We start from the raw sequence: 17,843 nt of genomic DNA on the forward strand, positions 1-17,843 counted from the left end.
GGGAGGCATTATGGCTAAGCCAACTCTTGCGCCAAAATCACAGGGGATGGATCCCCGTTTGTACTGCGATTACGCTCGTTTAGTACGTCTGCAAGCACAAGCAGAATCATTCAGTTTACTTCCTCACCTAAAGGCGGGTAGCGTACTCTCTGGCCGACACAATTCGTTGTTTCGCGGTCGTGGATTGAACTTCGAAGAGCTGCGCCATTACCAATTGGGTGACGATATTCGTAACCTTGATTGGAAAGTTACGATGCGTACGGGTAAGCCGCATGTACGCAGTTATACAGAAGAAAAAGATCGCAACGTAATCGTGTGTGTCGACCAGAGAAGCACAATGTTTTTTGCTTCGACGCAAGTAATGAAATCAGTTGTCGCGGCAGAGATCGCAGCGATGTGTGGGTGGCGAGTATTAAAAGATGGCGACCGAGTCGGTTTTGTCATCGCATCCCAGCAGGCGTTGTTTCACAGCAAGGCACAGCGTTCGCAAAACGATCTTCTGGCGCAACTTAAACGTCTCGCTAAAGCCAATCAATCGCTCAATGTGGACTCCCGCAATTCCGAAAAAGTAACGTTCAGTCAATGGATTGAGCTTATTAAACGCATGAAGCTCAAGCAATCCACTTTGATTTTTATCAGCGACTGGAGCGACTGCGAGGAGCACCACCTTGATCACCTTAAACAGCTACAACAGCACAACGATGTTCTTGCAGTGATGGTCAGTGACCCATTAGAACAAGCGCTACCAGACGATTTGGCAAAATCGAAATGGGTGGTTGGTGATGGGCAGTATCAACTCAATTTAGATAGCAAAGCAAAGGTAGAAGCTGCGAGCGCAAAGCTTGAGGCTCGAACTAGCTTACAGCGTCAATCACTCTCTCAACTTATGGCGATGAAACACCTTCCGCACATCGAACTCGATACGACAGGTGAGCACATTAAACAATTCCAAAAACTGGTAGGAGGGCGTTAAATGAGTGATCTTCCTACGCCTCCGAGTACCTACATACTCAGAGAGCTGCATGATGTGGCTGTACCACCCAGCGTGAGTTGGTACCCGCAAACTATTGGCTGGAAAATTTTAGCGGCGGTTGTGCTCATTGCATTGGTGTATGTCGTATATCGATTGGCTCGGCAATGGTGGCATAATCGTTACCGAAAAGAAGCTCTACTGGCGATTTCGCAAATCAAATCGAGCGACAAAGACATGCCAAAAGTATTGTTCTCTGTGCTTAAAGTAGTGCTGATTCATATTGATAGCCGCAACGCGAAATTGTTTGATACCGCCTTTCTGCGCAAGCTCGATGCGCTGTATCCGCAAACCGAAGATTCTCAAGCAAACTCGCTTGTGGTCTTTAACGATGAGCTTTCAAAGCGCTGGCTACAAAGTATTGTCGACCCAAGCGTTACGCTAACCAACGAAGATCGTGTAACGCTAATTGCTCGTGCGAAAAACTGGGTGAGTGAACACCGTGGTGATGCTCAAAAAAGCGCGGCAAAGAAATCACCACGATTGAAACGCAAATCACATCAGGGAGGTCAACATGAATGATCTTCTTGCATCGATAACTGGTTTGTCTGGTTTTGAATTTGCTCACCCAATGTGGTTTCTGGTTTTGCCCTTGCCGTTGGTGGTGTACTACTTGGTGCCTGCATATCGCACTAAGCAAATGGCGATCAAAGTGCCGTTTTTTAGTCAGCTGGTGGAAGCGATTGGTGAGACGCCATCAGAAGGTGCAAGCCAGTTGACCCCGAGTTGGTGGCAACGAGCAACGTTAATTCTCTCATGGCTTTTGGTGGTGTGTGCGATGGCAAAACCCACCGTGTTAGGCGAGCCTCAAGTTCGCGAGAGTTTAGGTCGCGATGTGATGGTGGTGGTGGATCTTTCGGGCTCCATGGCCGAGCCAGATTTCACCTCACGTACAGGCGAAAAAATTTCTCGTCTTGATGCGGCAAAAGAAGTGCTGTCGGAGTTTGTTCAGTCTCGTAAAGGTGACCGATTAGGCTTGGTGCTTTTTGGTGATGCTGCTTTCGTGCAAACGCCATTTACCGCAGACCAAAAAGTGTGGCTCGAACTGCTTAACCAAACCGATGTGGCAATGGCAGGGCAGAGTACCCATCTTGGTGATGCGATTGGCTTAGCGATTAAAGTTTTTGAGCAAAGCGATAAGTCGCGTGGTGCTTTAGAACAAGACCAAAACCGTGAAAAAGTCGCGATTGTATTAACCGATGGTAACGACACGGGCAGTTTTGTTGAACCGATTGATGCGGCGAAAGTTGCGAAAGCCAAAGGCGTGAGAGTGCACGTGATTGCGATGGGTGATCCGGAAACGATAGGTGAAACCGCGTTGGATATGGACACAATTCATCGCATTGCGAAAGAATCCGGCGGTGAAGCGTTTGAAGCACTCAACCGTGATGAACTATCGGCTGCCTACGACGAAATTGGCAAACTGGAACCTCAACTTTACGAAAGCACCACATACCGCCCAAAACAAAGCCTTCATCATTACTTGATGGCGTTAGTGGTCATCATGCATTTGCTCGCGTTCAGCGTCGCAACACTCAAAAGAAGGGCTGTTACACGATCATCATTAGGAGATAGCGATGTTTGATTCTCTTAGTTGGACGCAATTCTTTACGCAGTTTCATTTTATTCGACCACTGTGGTTACTGGCTTTGATCCCCATGTTTTTCTTGGTGTGGTTACGCTGGCGAGAAGAAAGCAAGCCAAGCTGGAAGGATATTCTGCCCGAACATTTACGCAATGCTTTGACGATAGGTGAGCGAGGCTGGCGTAAGCAACTGCCGCTTAAGCTCTTGATGCTGATTGTGTTCATCGCCATTGTGGTTTGTGCAGGCCCAACGTGGCAACGAGAATCTTCTCCCTTTGGCGAAGATAAAGCCTCTATGCTTGTGGTGCTTGATAACAGCGACTCGATGCTGCAAAAAGATCTCCCACCAAGCCGCCTTGAGCGTTCCAAACAGAAAATACGCGATTTATTAGCCGCGCGAAAAGGCGGAAAAACGGGTTTAGTCGTGTTCGCGGGCAGTGCTCATGTGGCGATGCCTATAACTCAAGACAGCAAAGTATTTGACCCATTTTTGGCGGCCATTACGCCAGAAATTATGCCCGTGCAAGGTAAGCTTGCCGAAAAAGCCTTGCCGTTAATTGATCTGCAATTGCAAGGTCAACCAGGCTCCACCGTTCTGTTGGTGAGCGACGGCGTGAACCCGGCCACGATTGAGCAATACCAAGCGTATTTCTCGGGCAAACCTTATCAACTGTTAATTCTTGCGGCAGGGAACGCTGACATTGTGAGTAACAACCCAATGGATTTGGATTCTCTACAAAAACTGGCCAGCCAGACCAACGGTCGATTGGTGGAAGTGACCGTCGATAACAGTGATATCGAGCAACTGAACCGATACGTTGAGCGCAATATGCAGCTTAATGGCGAATCTTCAATGCCTTGGAAAGACATGGGTTATCAACTTCTGTTTCCAATCGCGTTGATCATGATGCTGTGGTTTAGAAAAGGGTGGTTAGTGCAGTGGTGCGTGATTGTAATGATGAGCGGTACACTGTTGATGCCGACCAGTGCAATGGCGGAGAACATTTCTGTTAAAGCCGAGCAGCCACAAGTTGTGCAAAAAGTGACGGCTTTCGACAAGGTGGCGCAATGGTGGTGGGATTTGTGGCTGACGCCAGACCAACAAGGACAGCGTTTGTTCAACCAACAAGCGTATTTAGAAGCTGCAAAACACTTTGTCGATCCATTACGCAAAGGCACGGCGTACTACTACGCAAGCGAGTTTGAGCTCGCGCACAGCGCGTTTTTGGAAATGCAAAACGACCCGTCCGAAGAGGTTCGAGATTACGGTCTTTATAATGCGGCGAGTGCATTGGCGCGTCAGCGTGAATATTTGGCTGCACGTGACTTGTTAAAATCCCTAGCCAACAAGCCAACGTTGAGCGAGAGGCTAAGACCGGATGTTGAGCATAACTTGAAAGTGATTGGTGGTATTGTAGAGGACATCAACCGGATGAGTGAGAGTCAGGTAGGAACGGAGCAAGAAGCATCAACCGAGCTAGGCGATAACCCTCAAACCGCAGAAGGGGCGGATGAAAAAACGTCAGCGGAGTTGATGATTAAAGAGACGTTAAGTGCAGACGACATCTTAGGTAGCCAAGAATTAGCCGACAAATGGTTAAAGCGAGTCGAAGCGGATCCTAAATACTTCTTAAATGCGAAGTTTCAGATTCAATTGCGTTCAATAGAAACCGGAGAATCAACCTCTACTGCGAACGAAAATACAGAGGAGGCGGTGCAATGATGAAAAGCCACCGTTTTACGCACTTTGCTTTACCCTTGTGGTTAGTTATCTGTTTCGGTTTCCTCCTGAGCAGTAGTGTGTTGGCTCAAGATATTCGTGACGTTCAACGAAAGCATGGTGTTGAGTTACAAGCGTGGGTTGGTAAACAACCAACGGCTGGAGAGAAGCGTAAAACACCAAGTTTTAGCGTCAATGAGCAAGTTATTTTAACCATCGAAGTGGCAACGCCGCGTTGGTTTACGGGTGGTACGAGAATTGGCAATATTGAAATACCCAATGTTATCGCCAAACAACGTAATCAACTAGCAACCAACTTTACTGAGCAAAAAGAGGGACAAACTTGGTCGCGTCAACGCTGGGAAGTGACTTTGTATCCACAAGCATCTGGTGATTTTGTGATTCCACCTGTCGCTGTGGGCGTTCAGGTGTCGGCGCCGGATGGCGAGAAGGTGTCAGGCACACTTTATACGCAGCCGATTAAGTTCAAAACTGTCTTGCCATCGGGATTGTTGAGCGGTGATACGCCTTGGTTTTCTGCAACGCACGTAGACGTAAAACAAGAGTGGGAAACCTCCACTGAGTCACTCAAAGTTGGGGATGCAATCACGCGTAAAATCACCATTTTGGCTCAAGATTCACTATCTGTATTGCTACCAGACTTGTTGAAAGGAGAATCAACAACCCGTTATCAAGCATATCCTCAACCCCACCGTTTGACAGATACGCAAACACGTGGTGATTACCAGTCAACACGCACAGAAGAGAGCGTGTACGTGATTCAACAAGGTGGTGAATTAACCCTGCCGGATTATGAGTTCCGTTGGTGGAACAGTAAGACTCAGCAAGTGGAAACGGTGATGTTAGAGGGCAAAACTTTTGCCGCGAAGCACACGTTGAAGTCCTTCATCAGAACGTACTTTGAATGGATTGTTTCCACGCTTGTGTTGCTGGGTTTTGTGATTATTTCATTGGTAGCCATTAAACGTTACTACCGCAACAGACCGACACCAGCATGGCTGACGTTTCACCGTTTGTTAAAGGCTAAACGTTGGTCTGAAGCAAGGACCATATTGTACAAACAATTGCGTTTAAATACGGCCGAGCTAGAAATGACCAAAGCCGATACGAGTGAATCGTGGCAAAAAAGTGCGTCGCGAATGCAAAATGGTGAAAATAGCGCTCATTTACTGAAGTCGATGTGGCGCAAAATCCAGACCAAACAAAAACGCTTTAAATTCCGTATTCCGCGAGCGTTACCAGAACTGGACAAAGTCATTGGAAGAGATGGCAATGAATAAAACGGGGCGCTAATATAGCGCCTCGTTTTTATTAGAGAATAGAGTTCAAATGAGCCAAGAGTTTATGCGCCGCGCATTGGAAGTGTCCAAAAATGCGCTTCCTGAATGTCAACCCAACCCGCCGGTTGGCTGCGTGTTAGTGAAAGACAATCAAATCGTTTCTGAAGGTCATACTCAAGCGATTGGTGGCAATCACGCGGAAGTGGAAGCGCTGAATGCGTATCAAGGCTCGTTAGAATCGGTGACGGCATACGTTACGCTGGAACCGTGTTCGTTTGTTGGTCGCACGCCAGCTTGCGCGGTGACATTAGTCAAATCCGGCATAAGCAAAGTCGTCGTAGCCATATTGGACCCCGACCCACGCAACAGTGGTCGAGGTATCGAGATTCTAAAACAAGCAGGTATAGAGGTAGAAACTGGTTTATGCGGCGAGGAAGTCAGCGAGTTTCTTACCCCTTACCTAGGCAAAGCCTAATCCAAGCTTTACGTTGCACTATGGTGCCAGTTTATGTGGTGAATGAAGTGCGTCAAAATTGAGTTAAAACTCATTAAAACAAGCGATACCGCCCATTTATTGCACTTGGCTACGTGAAGGATCATGCTGTTAGATTAAAATAGAGAAAGTGACTTTTGAAAAATTTAATAGCATGAAACCGACCGACCTTAATCTTATTCCCATTTTCACTGCCATCTATGAAGAGCGTAACTTGTCTCGGGCGGCGGCGCGTTTAAACATCACCCAGCCTGCGGTGAGTAAAGCGCTAGCAAGGCTACGTGATATCTACGATGATCCATTGTTTCATCGTTGCGTTAAAGGTGTCGAGCCTACCTCGTTTGCGATGGATATTTATCCTGCTCTTCTAGCTTCAGTACAAAATTTCACTTCGACATTATCGGCCTCTAGTGAGTTTGACCCTAAAGTGTCGAATAGAGTGTTTTCTATTGCCTGTGTGTCCGTTGCAAGTTTTGAGTTGCTACCTCAAGTCATGAAACAAATCCGTGTGTCGGCGCCAAATGTTGCATTAGAAGTACATCCGCTTTTTACGGAAGATTTTGAAAGTGATCTGCGGTTACAACGATACGATTTGATCATTGATATCACACCAAGAGCAAGAACGGTGCTAAAACTGGAAACTGTACTTACGGAGCGTTTGGTGGTGGTATGTAGCGAAGCGCATCCACGCCTGAATGACGAGATTACGGCTGAACAATTTTTTGAAGAAGAACACGTAGTGGTTTCGCAGTGGCAGAGTCGTAAGAGCTTGTTAAACGCCGATGACATTGTCGACTTGGATAAGAGAAAGATTAAGTATCGAGCCTCAGGCGTACTAGAAATGCTCCCAATTATTTGTGGTAGTGAATACATTGGTTTAATGCCAGAGTCGATGATCAACTTGTTCAATAACACCTATCATGTTAAATCTTTATCAATGCCATTTGATGAACAAATGTATGAGCTTTGCACAATCTGGCATCCTAGTCGCACAAACGACAGCGCCCATCAGTGGTTGCGTTCACAGATTAAGCAAGCAGGAAAAGTCATCAACCAATAGGAAGTGCAATGAAAAAGACAATACGTGCCATCCTTAACGGAAAAAAAGCTGGGAATTCAGAGTTAAGAGATGCAATCATGAAAATGAGAGAAAAAGGCATCGACGTACAGGTGCGTGTGACGTGGGAATCTCAAGACATGCCGCGGCTAGTGAAAGAAGCGGTTGCTGAAGGCATTGAACGTATTGTTGTCGCTGGTGGCGATGGGACTGTCAATGAGGCGGCTTCTGCGATTATTCAAATTGACGAAGTAAAACGCCCTGAGTTAGCCATTATTCCCCTTGGTACTGCCAATGACTTTGCTACCGCTATTCAAGTACCTAATTCCATTAAGGCGTCTTTATCTCTTGCTGTTGAGGGGCAGTCCGCTTTGGTCGATTGCGTCAAAGCGAACGATCGCTGCTTTATTAACGTGGCAACAGCAGGGTTTGGCGCAGAAGTTACAGCAGAAACGCCTGTTGAACTCAAAAACTTTCTTGGCGGTGGAGCTTACACGCTAACTGGTGTTGTAAAAGCACTTGGCTTTAAACCATATGACGGAACAATAACGATTGAAGGTGGTGCGTATCAGGGAGAAATGTTGCTCGGTGCGTTTTGTAATGGGCGCCTTGCTGGAGGTGGGCAAGAGTTAGCTCCAAAAGCGATGATTAATGATGGGCTGATGGATCTAACATTGGTGCGCCCATTTTTACCTCATGAGCTGCCTAAAGTAATCGACGAGATCAATAACCCGAGTGAGAAAGGAGAGTTTGTGAAGTACACAAGAGCAAGCTGGTTGGAGATAGACTTCCCGAATCCATTACCTCTTAATTTAGATGGAGAACCCTATCATTCGAGAACCATTAGATTTGATGTTCAGCCTAAGAGTATACGATTAGTCGTACCGCAAGATTGTCCTTGCTTGACTAGCTAAACGAGCGTTCTCCATGATTATTGCTTAACACAGCCACTAAAATGTGGCTGTGTTGCTTGTGTTGAGGTATCGTCAACTTCTTAACGTTTTTGAATGGTCTCAACGTCTATCTGCGTAGTTGTCCAATCTGAGTCAACCTCTCCTCGAATCATTACGGTATCTTTTGGTGTCACTTCTTGACCCATCCAATCTTCGTTGTCGATCTCTACTTCGATCTCACCAGTGTTGTCTCTGAACAAGTAAGTCTCGTTACCAAATGATTGAACAATATGCCCGGTTAGCACTACAGCGCTGTCGTCGGTTGCGTTGCGCGCCTCTTTCACCGTATTGATTGCACTGACTTCTGGACCATTAAACGCTGCGAAAGCCGAGCTTGAAAGTAGGGCAAGCATGGATGTTAACAATACTCTTTTCATTATCATCTCCTTATATTAGAAGTAATAAGTTGTGCCTACGTTAAAGGATGCAGTGTTTGCGTAGCTGTCTAGTTGGTATTTAGCGTTTGCGCCAATGGTGAGCTTTGGCAACACTTGGTATTCCGCGCCCACAGAGAACATTGCGCCTAACTCGTTGTTTTTCTCCGCGCTATGGAAAAGCGTGTTGGTCATTTCCACATCGTCGTTCGTGACAAGTTCGTATTCTTGATGTTTAGAAACCTTGGCATCGTATTGCGTGTAAGTTAAACCCGCTTTGAATTTTGTTGTCCATTTATCATTTAATGCATAGTTAAACACAGGAGCCAACGACACTTGCTTGGCTTTGATTGACGCATCCCAATCCATTTCATGATGGTAATCTTTGCCATCGATTGACTTGATACCTAGGTTTTTTGAACGACTATCATCAAGGTCAAACTGGCTGTAACCCAGTTCCAATGCCCAGTTGTCATTAAATGCGTAACCGACAAAGCCTGAGAAAATACCGTCTTCAAGCTCAGGGTTGAGTGTTACGTTGTCAGTTGAAAAGTGAGGTTCCAAATCATGGTCAGTGGTGCCTAGTCCATATTCCAGACCTACATAAGGAGCCGCAGATACCGAAACTGAGCAGGTAACAAGTAACGCAAGAAGTGTTTTGTTCATTTTATTTTGCCTCTTCAAATCAACTTAGTGAGTAGAAGCGCATTTTGTGTGAAGAAGCGTGAAGCGATCGTGAAGAAACGAAAAAATGTTTAGAAAAAAGAGCAAGGGGCGATAACCGAGGGGCGGTTTGAGTGAACAAACACCAAGCTCTTTATATAGAGTAAGTTAAGTTGCTGCGACGTAACACACCGCAAACGGGACATTAAGGCGAGTAAACTCTTTAATCCAACGCCATTGGTTGTCTTGGAGTTTATCGCCCGGCCCTTTTACTTCAATCCATTCGAACTCGTTTCCTTTAAAAGCAATCAGATCCGGCATCCCATTGCGGTAAAGCTTTAGGTCACTCAATTGTATTTTAAATAGCGCCATCAACATGTTAGTTGGGATAGTGTTGAGTGCTGTTTCGAGTAGCTCTTTACTTATTAAGTTCCAATGTACAAATGGATTACTGATGCCAAACTTCTCATCGTATTTTGTCAATAACATCTGGGTGTTGCCCGCTTCTAGTTCGGCAAAAGCGGTGTCTATCAAAGCTTGGCGCTTGGTAACAAAATCCGAGTGATATAAATCTAAAGGACGGTGTTGATAAGCGTTAATGAATGCCCCTTCAATAGGAGCAAAAATCGCATCCCAAAAAGTGAGACCAAGTAATGCATTAAGCAGTGCATTTTCGGCGTAAAATACAGTCCAGCCTAAGGACTCAAAATACGCTTTGCTGGCGAGTTCTACTCTCTGTTGAGATAAATCCAGTTCAAGGCGGTATTCCGTACAGGTTGGCTTCGTCACTCTTGGCACTTTCTCGCCTTGTTTTCGTTTTAACCGTTGCTCAAGTTTTTGTGCAACTTCGAGCTCAGACACATCGATCGGTGAGTTAAGCATATCTGTGACAATGTCACAAAATAAATCATCATGGTTTAATTTGTCATAGATACGTGCGCGTCGTTCTCGGCTCGGTGTGAGTTGAGTTTGGCCAAATAGAGATAGGGTGGTCTCTAGATCATTAAGCCGTTCGTAATCACGTGCTATGTCATTCAACATGTGCTCGCGTTTACGATCTACGTAACGGTGTTTAACGGGCTGAGGCATTGCCTCAATTAATAAGTCGAGATTGGCTTTGTCTTTTCGGTCAAATTGCCAGTACAGGTTGGCCAACTGGCTCAGTTCAATTAAGCGGTCTATTTGCTCACGTGAATCAAAGAAACGGCGCACTTTACTCAATTGATATTGCTCGAACTGATGCAAACCTAAGTCATCAAGCACAAACTGACTTAAGTCTTGATGGGTGTTGGCAAAAAACAGAGTGAGTAACACGTCAATCATATGAGCAGAATTGAGTTTGACGATCGTAAACTCAAGCCGCTCTATACGATCAAATTCCGCATTACTCAAACGTTCGACAAGGGCGTCTTTCTTGAGTGATTTCGGCAGTTCGGGATAAAGCGTGGAGATTTCTGGCTTGGTCAGTAAATTAGCCGCTAACCCTTGATGAGAAAGGGGTGGGGAAAGGGCTACAAACTCATGTTGACTCAATTCTGCCAGTGCTTCATTGATAGAAGGTATTTCTGGATAACTCAGCTTATCACTTCGAAACCAACATCCCTTTCGGCTGTATAAACGTACCAAAAGGCACTGGGCGTGTTTGCTCAAAGAATCAAACGAGCAAAGCCATGCGTGTTCTTCCTTGGTCAGTAAATTGCTGTACCAAGTTACTGCGTGATGAGTCAGCTTAAAGAAGTTCTCTAGATAGTAGTCTGGTGCAAGTTCGATAGGGCTTTCCATAAACGACCGATAACAAAAAAGGCTTAACCCATAGGTTAAGCCTTTTTGCTATCAAATCAATTCGCAATTATGCGTTTTTTAGCTGTGCTACTTTCGCATCAGACAATGGCTTAGTGATGAACGCAAGTACGATACATACTGCCATCATTGCTGAAGAAATTGTGTAAGCCAAGGTGTAGCCGTCGCCATTTGTCATCGAGAAACCAACAACCGCTGCGCCGATTGCACCACCGATACCCCATGCTGTGTAAAGCACGCCGTAGTTAGTGCCGTAGTTTTTCAGACCGTAGAACTCAGCCGTTAGAGTAGGGAATACCGCTAGAAGTGTGCCGTAACCTACCGCTGCGATTGCTGTACCGATGATCAGTGTAAACTCAGAGTCGAACGTCGCGAACAGCACCATGTTTACGCCTTGTAGAACGAACGCAAGTAGAAGCGTACGAACACCGCCGATTTTATCTGCAAGCATACCCGCGGCAACACGACCGCCAGAGTTAAATACAGCAAGAATAGACGCTAGGTAAACCGCGTTTGGCAAGTTTGCTTGAACGCTTGCGATTGTCGTGATGTTACCAATGATCATTAGACCAACAGAAGCTGCAAACGCGTACATGATCCATAGAGAGTAGAACTGTGGCGTTTTCAACATTGCTTTCCAAGTTAAGTCATCTGACTTTTTCACCGCTTTAGGTGCTTGGCCTTCTTTTACTTTAGGCTCCGCAGGTGTGTAGTCTGCTGGTGGGTTGTTGATGGTTGCTGCAAGAGGAACCGCAATCGCTAGGATACCAACACCAAGAACCATAAAGCTAGTTTGAATGCCCATGCTGTCTATTAGCGCAGAAGTTACTGGCGCAAGGTAAATAGCCGCTAGACCAAAACCTGCCGCAATAATGCCGTTAACCATACCTTTCTTCGAAGCGTGGAACCACTTCATCGCAGAAGGTGATAGGCATGCGTAACCAAAACCGATACCTGCACCTGTGATCACGCCGAATGTAATGTTCAACATTAGTGGAGAGTTCACAAAGCCAGAAGCGATCATGCCCAGACCTGTAAGAACAGTACCTAGGATAAGGATCATTCGAGGGCCCATGCGGTCTTGAAGAATACCTGCAATAAGAAGACAGATAGAGAAAGTGATGGTTGCAGTTGCGTAAGGTGCAGAAGCTTCTGCAGCACTCCAGCCTGATTCAGTTACCAGTGCCTTGTTGAATACACTCCAAGCATACAGGATGCCAAGACAAAGGTTGATACAGAACCCTGCTAACAGGATGCGCATAGCTTTATCAATCTTGCTCATTTTTATTCTCAGTTTTTCCTCTTATTGGCAATGCCGCAAAGAAGGTTGGTTTAAAGATGTTTTTTCTCAAAATTAGTTTGCGTTTTTCAACGTTTAACGCAATGAGCGCGGATTATAACCAATAAATATGTGATTGGAATCTCTTTTTACGGTTACTGATAAAATAATTTGCAACATTAAAAGTGGATGTGAATTCATGGTTTTGTATGTAGTAAGAACGTTGTAAAAAAGTGATATTTTTTGTTCGCTAATAACGAATGATGAGTCAAGACAGAGAGGTTTTACGCTGTTGAGTGCACAGTTCACATTTCAAGTAAAAAATTTCAAAATGTTTCTATGTTAACCATCTGTAACAAAAATGGCGAATTTATCATCTAACTGTCGTAAGTATCAGATGCAAAGGGTTTCTTAATTTTTAATTGTTAACCTTTTGTAATAATTGAAGCTGATTAGCTTTTATGTTCATTAAGTGAGCAAAAAAGTAACTTGTAATTGCTGATTTTAGGCGCAAAATATAGTGAAAAATGAGTTTTCATTTATGAAGGGATGCTTTTTAGATTTGTTGTGAGGTGACTTATGAAACTGTTCCTATTACTCATGGCTTCGGTATCCGCTGGTATCGCATCAGCAGACCACATCCATTCATTTATGTTGGGCTTATCTATTGCTTCTTTAGCGGTAGGTAGCTGTTATTTCTTCGCATTTCGCAGCTCGCGCTTTCCACAGCTTGCTTTATTCCTACTCATTTGCGGTATGCTTTCTAAGTTGACGATAACCGTAGTCGGTGTGATGTGGGGAATGTCCGCGGAATTAATCACGTCTCCAATCGTATTCGCACTTTCATATTTATTCTTTTCGCTTGCCGTTACCTACTTATGGTTTAGCTACAGAGAGAGCATCACTAAGATTCCTGACCGATTTAAGTCAGCGTAAATCAACACATTAGAATAAAAAAAACGCCAGCACATTTGCTGGCGTTTTTAATTAAACGTAATTTTGTTCGGATATTGCTTTTAGTTTGATCGTGGCAATACCGTTAGGCACTCATTGGAACAAGCACCATAGTACCAATAATCACCGTGATAAGGCCTGCTAGAACTGGAACGGATGTGCGTTTTACAACCTCAAACGGGCTGATGTTTGCCATACCTGATGTCGCAACGATTACGCCAGATACTGGTGAGATAGTACGGCCTAGGTTTGATGCTTGAAGCATCGGGATAATTAGGAAAGCAGGGTTTAATCCCATTTTCGCAGCCAAAGATGGTGCTAACTCCACGAACGCATAAAAAGGCGCGTTACCCGAACCCGTTGCAATTGCTGCTGCAACTGTCAATGCAGTTAGAATAAGCATTAAAGCAACGCCGCCTGCACCAGCATTATCTGCTAGATGAAGTAGGTTATCGATAGCTCCGATAGACATCAGACCTTGTGCAAAAACCCCTGCGGCAACCAAAAGCATCACAACGCCTTTGAACGCGTCAGCCATGCCTGCGTAACAAGAATCTAAATCTTCTAGTGATTTCTTACCATCGAACTTATTTACAACATAATGGATCAGAGCTCCAAGGAAAATCGAACCAACCACAATAGTGTAGATGTCTAGACTAAGTCCTGGAATGGTACGACCGTTGAATAGGAAAACGCCGATGATAGGTAGAAAAGGAAGAGCTGCATAAAACGCTGGTGCGTCAGCTTTGATCTCTGATACATCAATTTTTTCCATTGGTGTATTTTCTTTCTTATCTAAGTATTTGTTCCAGAAGAACGCTGCCGCTGCCATGACGATGATTGCGCAAATAGAAACAGGCAACACAGTTTGTACCGCAAACACATCAAGCTCTAAACCAGACTTTTCTGCTGCGATAACAACATCACCAGAAGTAGGAGAAAGGATGATTGCCGCTGGAGAGGCACACACTGCAACGGCTGCTGGACGAGAAATGCCCATCGCGACCATCATTGGGAATAATGTCGCCATTAATAGTACGCCAAGGCCTGTTGCAGAACTTACCGCAAGAGACATTAAACACGCCACAATGTAAGCCGCTACCAAAAGGACGTAAGGAGACTTGATGACAGAAAGCGGTTTAGAGAACTGTTTCACTACCACGTTGTTCGCGCCGATATGAGTCATGTATGACGCAAAACCACAAAGCAGCATGATTTGCATACCAAGACCGCCACCGCGGTATTGAAGCATGTATTTCACGTATTCAAGCGCATCTGTCACCATGTTACCAGTTGAGGTGATTTTTGACGGCAGCACGTCGTGCCCCAAAACGCCAGTCATAAGAAGTAAAGCAATACCAGCTGTCAGTAACACGCCTGCAGCTTTATAGCCTTTGACAATAAAGTAACCCACCGCAATGGTAACCACTAAGCCAATTAAGAGCTCTAACATAGGGATCTCCGAATGTTATGTAAAAAAGAAAGAAACTGTTTCAGTTTATGACAAGGAATTTACAGAATTCTTAGCTGTGGCACGAGACAAATATGGGGCTTGCATGATCTGAGACAAATAATAATTTAATAAATAATTTCGTTAGATTGTATTGTTGGAATTTGGTTTTCTAAGTGTTATGTGCTGGTTTGAAGCTATTTATAGGAAGGAAAATATGACTAGGAAAGTGAATGAATAATGAGTGAATTGATTCACAATAGGAAAAAGACTTTACTCAATAAGCAATTATTGGAAAACACTCTTCACAACAAAAAAGCTTCGCCGAAGCGAAGCTAAGTAATCGTAAGAATGAGGATAAACTATGCGTATCGACGAACCATAAGGTTCCAACTACGCTGCTGCCGTTCGAACTCTGCTTTAATTTGCTGATACTTCATTTTTGTTACAGAACATTCGTATTTTTTTACCACACTGGCAGTTTTGGCACCGAGTACTTCTTTGCGCATCTCGTAGTATTCCTGCATGTGATGAACTAAAGTATCAAACTCTTGCTGTAGCTGATCGAGGATCGTTTGCGTGTTCGGTTTAGATTCTAGCTTTTCTCTTGCTTTCTTCAAAAGTTGACTCGCACGGGCTTTTTCAATTCTAAATGTAGGCGTTGTGCGCAACTTAGATGTGAGTCCTAGCCAAGAACATGACTTTATCAACCACTTCGTTGGGTCGTAATGCCACCAATACACGCCATTGCGATAGTCATTCTCGAAAATATGATGGAAATTATGGTAACCCTCTCCAAATGTGAAAAAGGCGAGTACACCATTATCGCGAGCAGTGTTTTTGTCTGTGAAAGTTTGCTTACCCCAAATATGTGCGAGGGAGTTAATGAAAAAAGTTGTATGGTGACTCATAAAGAGTCGAGCTGCACCAACGACCAATAACATCCCCCAGATATCACCGTAGATCAGTCCTAGTATGACTGGGAAACCAATATTAGTCAGTAGGGCAAGTGGAACATAATACTTATGCTGCCACATGACGATTTTATCGCGCTTTAGGTCACGGCAGTTTGTATATTCGTTTTCCTTTGATTTATTGTAATCACGTAACATCCACCCAATGTGAGAATACCAAAAACCCCGCTTGGCTGAGTACGGATCTTTATCGTTATTGTCGACATGTTTGTGATGCACACGATGATCAGAAGACCAATGTAATGCACTATTTTGCAAAGAAAATGCTCCTCCAATCGCAAAAATGGCGCGCAAAATAGGATGAGCTTCGTATGTTTTGTGGCTCCAGAGACGATGATAGCCTGCTGTAATAGAAAGGTTAGTAAAACTAAATGCAATCACTCCCCAAATTAGATGTTCCCAACCCAGCCCAAAATGATATGCATACCAAGGCATTACAATAAAAGTTAGAACAAAACTGGCAGAAAATATTAATGTATTCAACCAGATAACAGGTGGTTTGTTTTGAGTCACAGGTGTATCCCTAACTTTGAGCTAACAACTGTTCGCCAGAATATCAGCGTACACATGTAAGTCAAATTAAAGTTAGACAAATGTGACTATTCCTTTGGGTGTAGATTAAGGAACTTGATGGGATATTTTGCTTTTAATTGAATAATGAGTAGTATTAAAAAATGAGCTCTGGCTTAAGGTGTATAAAATCTGCCAAGAAACAAGAGTTATAAAGGTGGAATATACCGAGACTCTATAAAGAAGCAAAAATGTAAGAAAATAGGAATACGTAATGGATTTACGATTAGCGGAATATAAGGACTACGAGCGCATTGCGCATCTTCATGCGGATAGCTGGAAGCGTCATTACCGTGGCATTCTTAGTGATAACTATCTTGAGAAAGAAGCGATTGACGACAAACTACTGATTTGGCAAACCCGTTTGACCAACCCACCATTCAATCAGCACATTGTCTTGGCGGAGGAGGGAGGTTTGCTACTTGGCTTTGTTTGTGTGTTCGGCAACCATGATTTCGAGCGTGGAACCTTTATTGACGCATTGCATGTTGATGACAGTTACCGTGGTCGTGGGATTGGTAAGCAGCTATTACTTGCTGTCGCAGAATGGCAACAGCAGTACTTTAAAGACACAGGTCTTTATTTAGAAGTTGTGTCGCAAAACATTTCTGCGATTGAATTCTATCGCCACATTGGTGGTCAAGAGGATCAAGAGCGAACTTGGCGCGCACCTGATGGCAAAGAGGTGTTAGAAAAAGTATTCCGTTGGAAGAACGCCCAGTCATTAGTTAGTGGGATTGAGGAAAACGTGATTTACTCCTAACCTAGCGTTCTAAAACATTAGATAAGAGCAGTCTCAACACTGCTCTTTTTTGTTTATGCACCCTAACGTTATGTTTTATTGAAAGCTTTCGAGAAGTTAACCCCCATGGCTTTTAGTTCGAGCTCACATTGCTGAGCATTTTCAAACTGAATAGCAGCCATGCCAACTGCTTGGGCACCTTCAACATTGTAAGGCATGTCATCAAGAAATACTGTCTCTTCGGGGTTAAGCTGATACTTTGAAAGTAGAGTTTGGTAGATCTCCGCTTGTGGTTTTAGTAATTGAACTTCAGAAGAGATGATTGCTCCATCAAACAGTGGCCAAAACTCATAGGTAGTACGAAGATGTTCCACAATTTCGTTGATGTTGTCTGTGAGCGCATATACGCCATATCCGGCTCTTTTTACTCGTTTTAACAGCTCTATACTGCCGTAAAGTAATATTTGAGTGTGTTTTACATAATAAAAGAAGCGGTCCATTTCTTCCGTCGTTACTTGGTGTTCACGTTGATAACGCTGTTTTGCTTCCCTTTCGGAGATCGTCCCTTTATTTAAATCTTTCCAGATTTGTGATGAAAATAGCATCTGAGCCATTTTCTCTGATTCTACGGAACCACCAAATGTTAAGCGAACGATTTCTACTGGAGACCAGCGTACCAACACATTACCTACATCAAAAATGACATTTTTTATCTGGACAGAATTCATAACACACCCCAAGCCAATTGTTCTTCACCACGCTATATGCGGTGAGTGCTGTTTTTGAATCGTTGGAAAGTCGTGCCAAAGGCGCGACTTAAGTTTCTTACACAAAATGAGATTAACATCCAATTGGATACAGAGCGATTATCGCAAAATTGCACTAAACTATATGCAAC

Annotated in this window: 17 protein-coding genes; 10 read left to right on the top strand and 7 right to left on the bottom strand. The window is 44.2% G+C overall.

Annotated features, from left to right (window positions below):
- Window positions 1-10 precede the first annotated feature (10 nt).
- From R7Z49_RS18250 to yegS, 8 genes are all read left to right on the top strand, one after another.
- Window positions 11-973 carry a DUF58 domain-containing protein gene (locus R7Z49_RS18250; protein ID WP_046875998.1) on the top strand — a complete coding sequence of 321 codons (963 nt, stop codon included), beginning with the start codon at window positions 11-13 and terminating at the stop codon, window positions 971-973.
- Entirely contained in the window at window positions 974-1,552 is a 579-nt protein-coding gene (locus tag R7Z49_RS18255) for a DUF4381 domain-containing protein (protein WP_186585375.1), read from the top strand.
- Window positions 1,545-2,615: a vWA domain-containing protein gene (locus R7Z49_RS18260; protein WP_104976150.1), complete on the top strand. Its 1,071-nt coding sequence runs from the start codon at window positions 1,545-1,547 to the stop codon at window positions 2,613-2,615. The genes R7Z49_RS18255 and R7Z49_RS18260 overlap by 8 nt, the downstream gene beginning before the upstream one ends.
- A complete protein-coding gene (locus tag R7Z49_RS18265) occupies window positions 2,608-4,338 on the top strand; it encodes a VWA domain-containing protein (protein WP_186585373.1) in 1,731 nt (576 codons plus the stop codon). The genes R7Z49_RS18260 and R7Z49_RS18265 overlap by 8 nt, the downstream gene beginning before the upstream one ends.
- Window positions 4,335-5,636, top strand: a complete 1,302-nt coding sequence (locus R7Z49_RS18270; protein ID WP_033906485.1) for a BatD family protein — start codon at window positions 4,335-4,337, stop codon at window positions 5,634-5,636. The genes R7Z49_RS18265 and R7Z49_RS18270 overlap by 4 nt, the downstream gene beginning before the upstream one ends.
- Before the next feature lie 49 nt (window positions 5,637-5,685).
- Entirely contained in the window at window positions 5,686-6,111 is a 426-nt protein-coding gene (locus R7Z49_RS18275) for a bifunctional diaminohydroxyphosphoribosylaminopyrimidine deaminase/5-amino-6-(5-phosphoribosylamino)uracil reductase RibD (protein ID WP_005376542.1), read from the top strand.
- A 172-nt stretch (window positions 6,112-6,283) separates the two neighbouring features.
- Window positions 6,284-7,189, top strand: a complete 906-nt coding sequence (locus tag R7Z49_RS18280) for a LysR family transcriptional regulator (RefSeq protein WP_005376541.1) — start codon at window positions 6,284-6,286, stop codon at window positions 7,187-7,189.
- 8 nt (window positions 7,190-7,197) lie between these two features.
- The gene (yegS, locus tag R7Z49_RS18285) at window positions 7,198-8,100 is read left to right on the top strand and encodes a lipid kinase YegS (protein WP_186585371.1); all 903 of its coding nucleotides are present in this window, start codon (window positions 7,198-7,200) and stop codon (window positions 8,098-8,100) included.
- A gap of 80 nt (window positions 8,101-8,180) precedes the next feature.
- On the opposite strand, the gene R7Z49_RS18290 is transcribed toward yegS, so the two are convergent.
- The 4 genes from R7Z49_RS18290 to R7Z49_RS18305 all read right to left on the bottom strand — a co-directional run bounded on the left by R7Z49_RS18290 (window position 8,181) and on the right by R7Z49_RS18305 (window position 12,258).
- Window positions 8,181-8,516, bottom strand: coding sequence for a YgiW/YdeI family stress tolerance OB fold protein (locus R7Z49_RS18290; protein WP_186585370.1), 336 nt, complete (start codon window positions 8,514-8,516; stop codon window positions 8,181-8,183).
- Window positions 8,517-8,531: 15 nt separating this feature from the next.
- Window positions 8,532-9,179: an AcfA family outer membrane beta-barrel protein gene (locus tag R7Z49_RS18295; RefSeq protein ID WP_186585368.1), complete on the bottom strand. Its 648-nt coding sequence runs from the start codon at window positions 9,177-9,179 to the stop codon at window positions 8,532-8,534.
- Window positions 9,180-9,344: 165 nt separating this feature from the next.
- Entirely contained in the window at window positions 9,345-10,958 is a 1,614-nt protein-coding gene (locus R7Z49_RS18300; protein WP_318111899.1) for a VRR-NUC domain-containing protein, read from the bottom strand.
- A 67-nt stretch (window positions 10,959-11,025) separates the two neighbouring features.
- Window positions 11,026-12,258: an OFA family MFS transporter gene (locus R7Z49_RS18305; protein WP_053349165.1), complete on the bottom strand. Its 1,233-nt coding sequence runs from the start codon at window positions 12,256-12,258 to the stop codon at window positions 11,026-11,028.
- A 576-nt stretch (window positions 12,259-12,834) separates the two neighbouring features.
- Here R7Z49_RS18305 and R7Z49_RS18310 point away from each other — a divergent pair.
- Window positions 12,835-13,191: a hypothetical protein gene (locus tag R7Z49_RS18310; RefSeq protein WP_005376535.1), complete on the top strand. Its 357-nt coding sequence runs from the start codon at window positions 12,835-12,837 to the stop codon at window positions 13,189-13,191.
- Between the two features lie 103 nt (window positions 13,192-13,294).
- On the opposite strand, the gene dcuC is transcribed toward R7Z49_RS18310, so the two are convergent.
- Both dcuC and R7Z49_RS18320 read right to left on the bottom strand, forming a co-directional pair.
- Window positions 13,295-14,662, bottom strand: coding sequence for an anaerobic C4-dicarboxylate transporter DcuC (gene dcuC / locus R7Z49_RS18315; RefSeq protein WP_005376528.1), 1,368 nt, complete (start codon window positions 14,660-14,662; stop codon window positions 13,295-13,297).
- Between the two features lie 359 nt (window positions 14,663-15,021).
- Window positions 15,022-16,146 carry an acyl-CoA desaturase gene (locus R7Z49_RS18320; protein ID WP_104976143.1) on the bottom strand — a complete coding sequence of 375 codons (1,125 nt, stop codon included), beginning with the start codon at window positions 16,144-16,146 and terminating at the stop codon, window positions 15,022-15,024.
- A 271-nt stretch (window positions 16,147-16,417) separates the two neighbouring features.
- Between R7Z49_RS18320 and R7Z49_RS18325 the strand changes: the two genes are divergently transcribed.
- On the top strand, window positions 16,418-16,966 hold the full coding sequence (locus tag R7Z49_RS18325) for a GNAT family N-acetyltransferase (RefSeq protein WP_005376525.1): 549 nt from the start codon (window positions 16,418-16,420) through the stop codon (window positions 16,964-16,966).
- Window positions 16,967-17,034: 68 nt separating this feature from the next.
- Here the strand turns inward: R7Z49_RS18325 and R7Z49_RS18330 are convergent, their stop codons facing one another.
- Window positions 17,035-17,673 (bottom strand): HAD family phosphatase, encoded by a 639-nt coding sequence (locus R7Z49_RS18330; RefSeq protein WP_318111901.1) that lies wholly within the window; start codon window positions 17,671-17,673, stop codon window positions 17,035-17,037.
- Window positions 17,674-17,843 lie beyond the last annotated feature (170 nt).

It is taken from the genome of Vibrio sp. 1562 (assembly GCF_033340155.1).
Taxonomy (GTDB): Bacteria; Pseudomonadota; Gammaproteobacteria; order Enterobacterales; family Vibrionaceae; genus Vibrio; species Vibrio alginolyticus.

Excerpts from the sequence above, each read along its gene's own strand:
- R7Z49_RS18250 (WP_046875998.1), top strand. The coding sequence starts at position 11 with ATGGCTAAGCCAACTCTTGCGCCAAAATCACAGGGGATGGATCCCCGT.
- R7Z49_RS18255 (WP_186585375.1), top strand. The coding sequence starts at position 974 with ATGAGTGATCTTCCTACGCCTCCGAGTACCTACATACTCAGAGAGCTG.
- R7Z49_RS18260 (WP_104976150.1), top strand. The coding sequence starts at position 1,545 with ATGAATGATCTTCTTGCATCGATAACTGGTTTGTCTGGTTTTGAATTT.
- R7Z49_RS18265 (WP_186585373.1), top strand. The coding sequence starts at position 2,608 with ATGTTTGATTCTCTTAGTTGGACGCAATTCTTTACGCAGTTTCATTTT.
- R7Z49_RS18270 (WP_033906485.1), top strand. The coding sequence starts at position 4,335 with ATGATGAAAAGCCACCGTTTTACGCACTTTGCTTTACCCTTGTGGTTA.
- R7Z49_RS18275 (WP_005376542.1), top strand. The coding sequence starts at position 5,686 with ATGAGCCAAGAGTTTATGCGCCGCGCATTGGAAGTGTCCAAAAATGCG.
- R7Z49_RS18280 (WP_005376541.1), top strand. The coding sequence starts at position 6,284 with ATGAAACCGACCGACCTTAATCTTATTCCCATTTTCACTGCCATCTAT.
- yegS (WP_186585371.1), top strand. The coding sequence starts at position 7,198 with ATGAAAAAGACAATACGTGCCATCCTTAACGGAAAAAAAGCTGGGAAT.
- R7Z49_RS18290 (WP_186585370.1), bottom strand. The coding sequence starts at position 8,516 with ATGAAAAGAGTATTGTTAACATCCATGCTTGCCCTACTTTCAAGCTCG.
- R7Z49_RS18295 (WP_186585368.1), bottom strand. The coding sequence starts at position 9,179 with ATGAACAAAACACTTCTTGCGTTACTTGTTACCTGCTCAGTTTCGGTA.
- R7Z49_RS18300 (WP_318111899.1), bottom strand. The coding sequence starts at position 10,958 with ATGGAAAGCCCTATCGAACTTGCACCAGACTACTATCTAGAGAACTTC.
- R7Z49_RS18305 (WP_053349165.1), bottom strand. The coding sequence starts at position 12,258 with ATGAGCAAGATTGATAAAGCTATGCGCATCCTGTTAGCAGGGTTCTGT.
- R7Z49_RS18310 (WP_005376535.1), top strand. The coding sequence starts at position 12,835 with ATGAAACTGTTCCTATTACTCATGGCTTCGGTATCCGCTGGTATCGCA.
- dcuC (WP_005376528.1), bottom strand. The coding sequence starts at position 14,662 with ATGTTAGAGCTCTTAATTGGCTTAGTGGTTACCATTGCGGTGGGTTAC.
- R7Z49_RS18325 (WP_005376525.1), top strand. The coding sequence starts at position 16,418 with ATGGATTTACGATTAGCGGAATATAAGGACTACGAGCGCATTGCGCAT.
- R7Z49_RS18330 (WP_318111901.1), bottom strand. The coding sequence starts at position 17,673 with ATGAATTCTGTCCAGATAAAAAATGTCATTTTTGATGTAGGTAATGTG.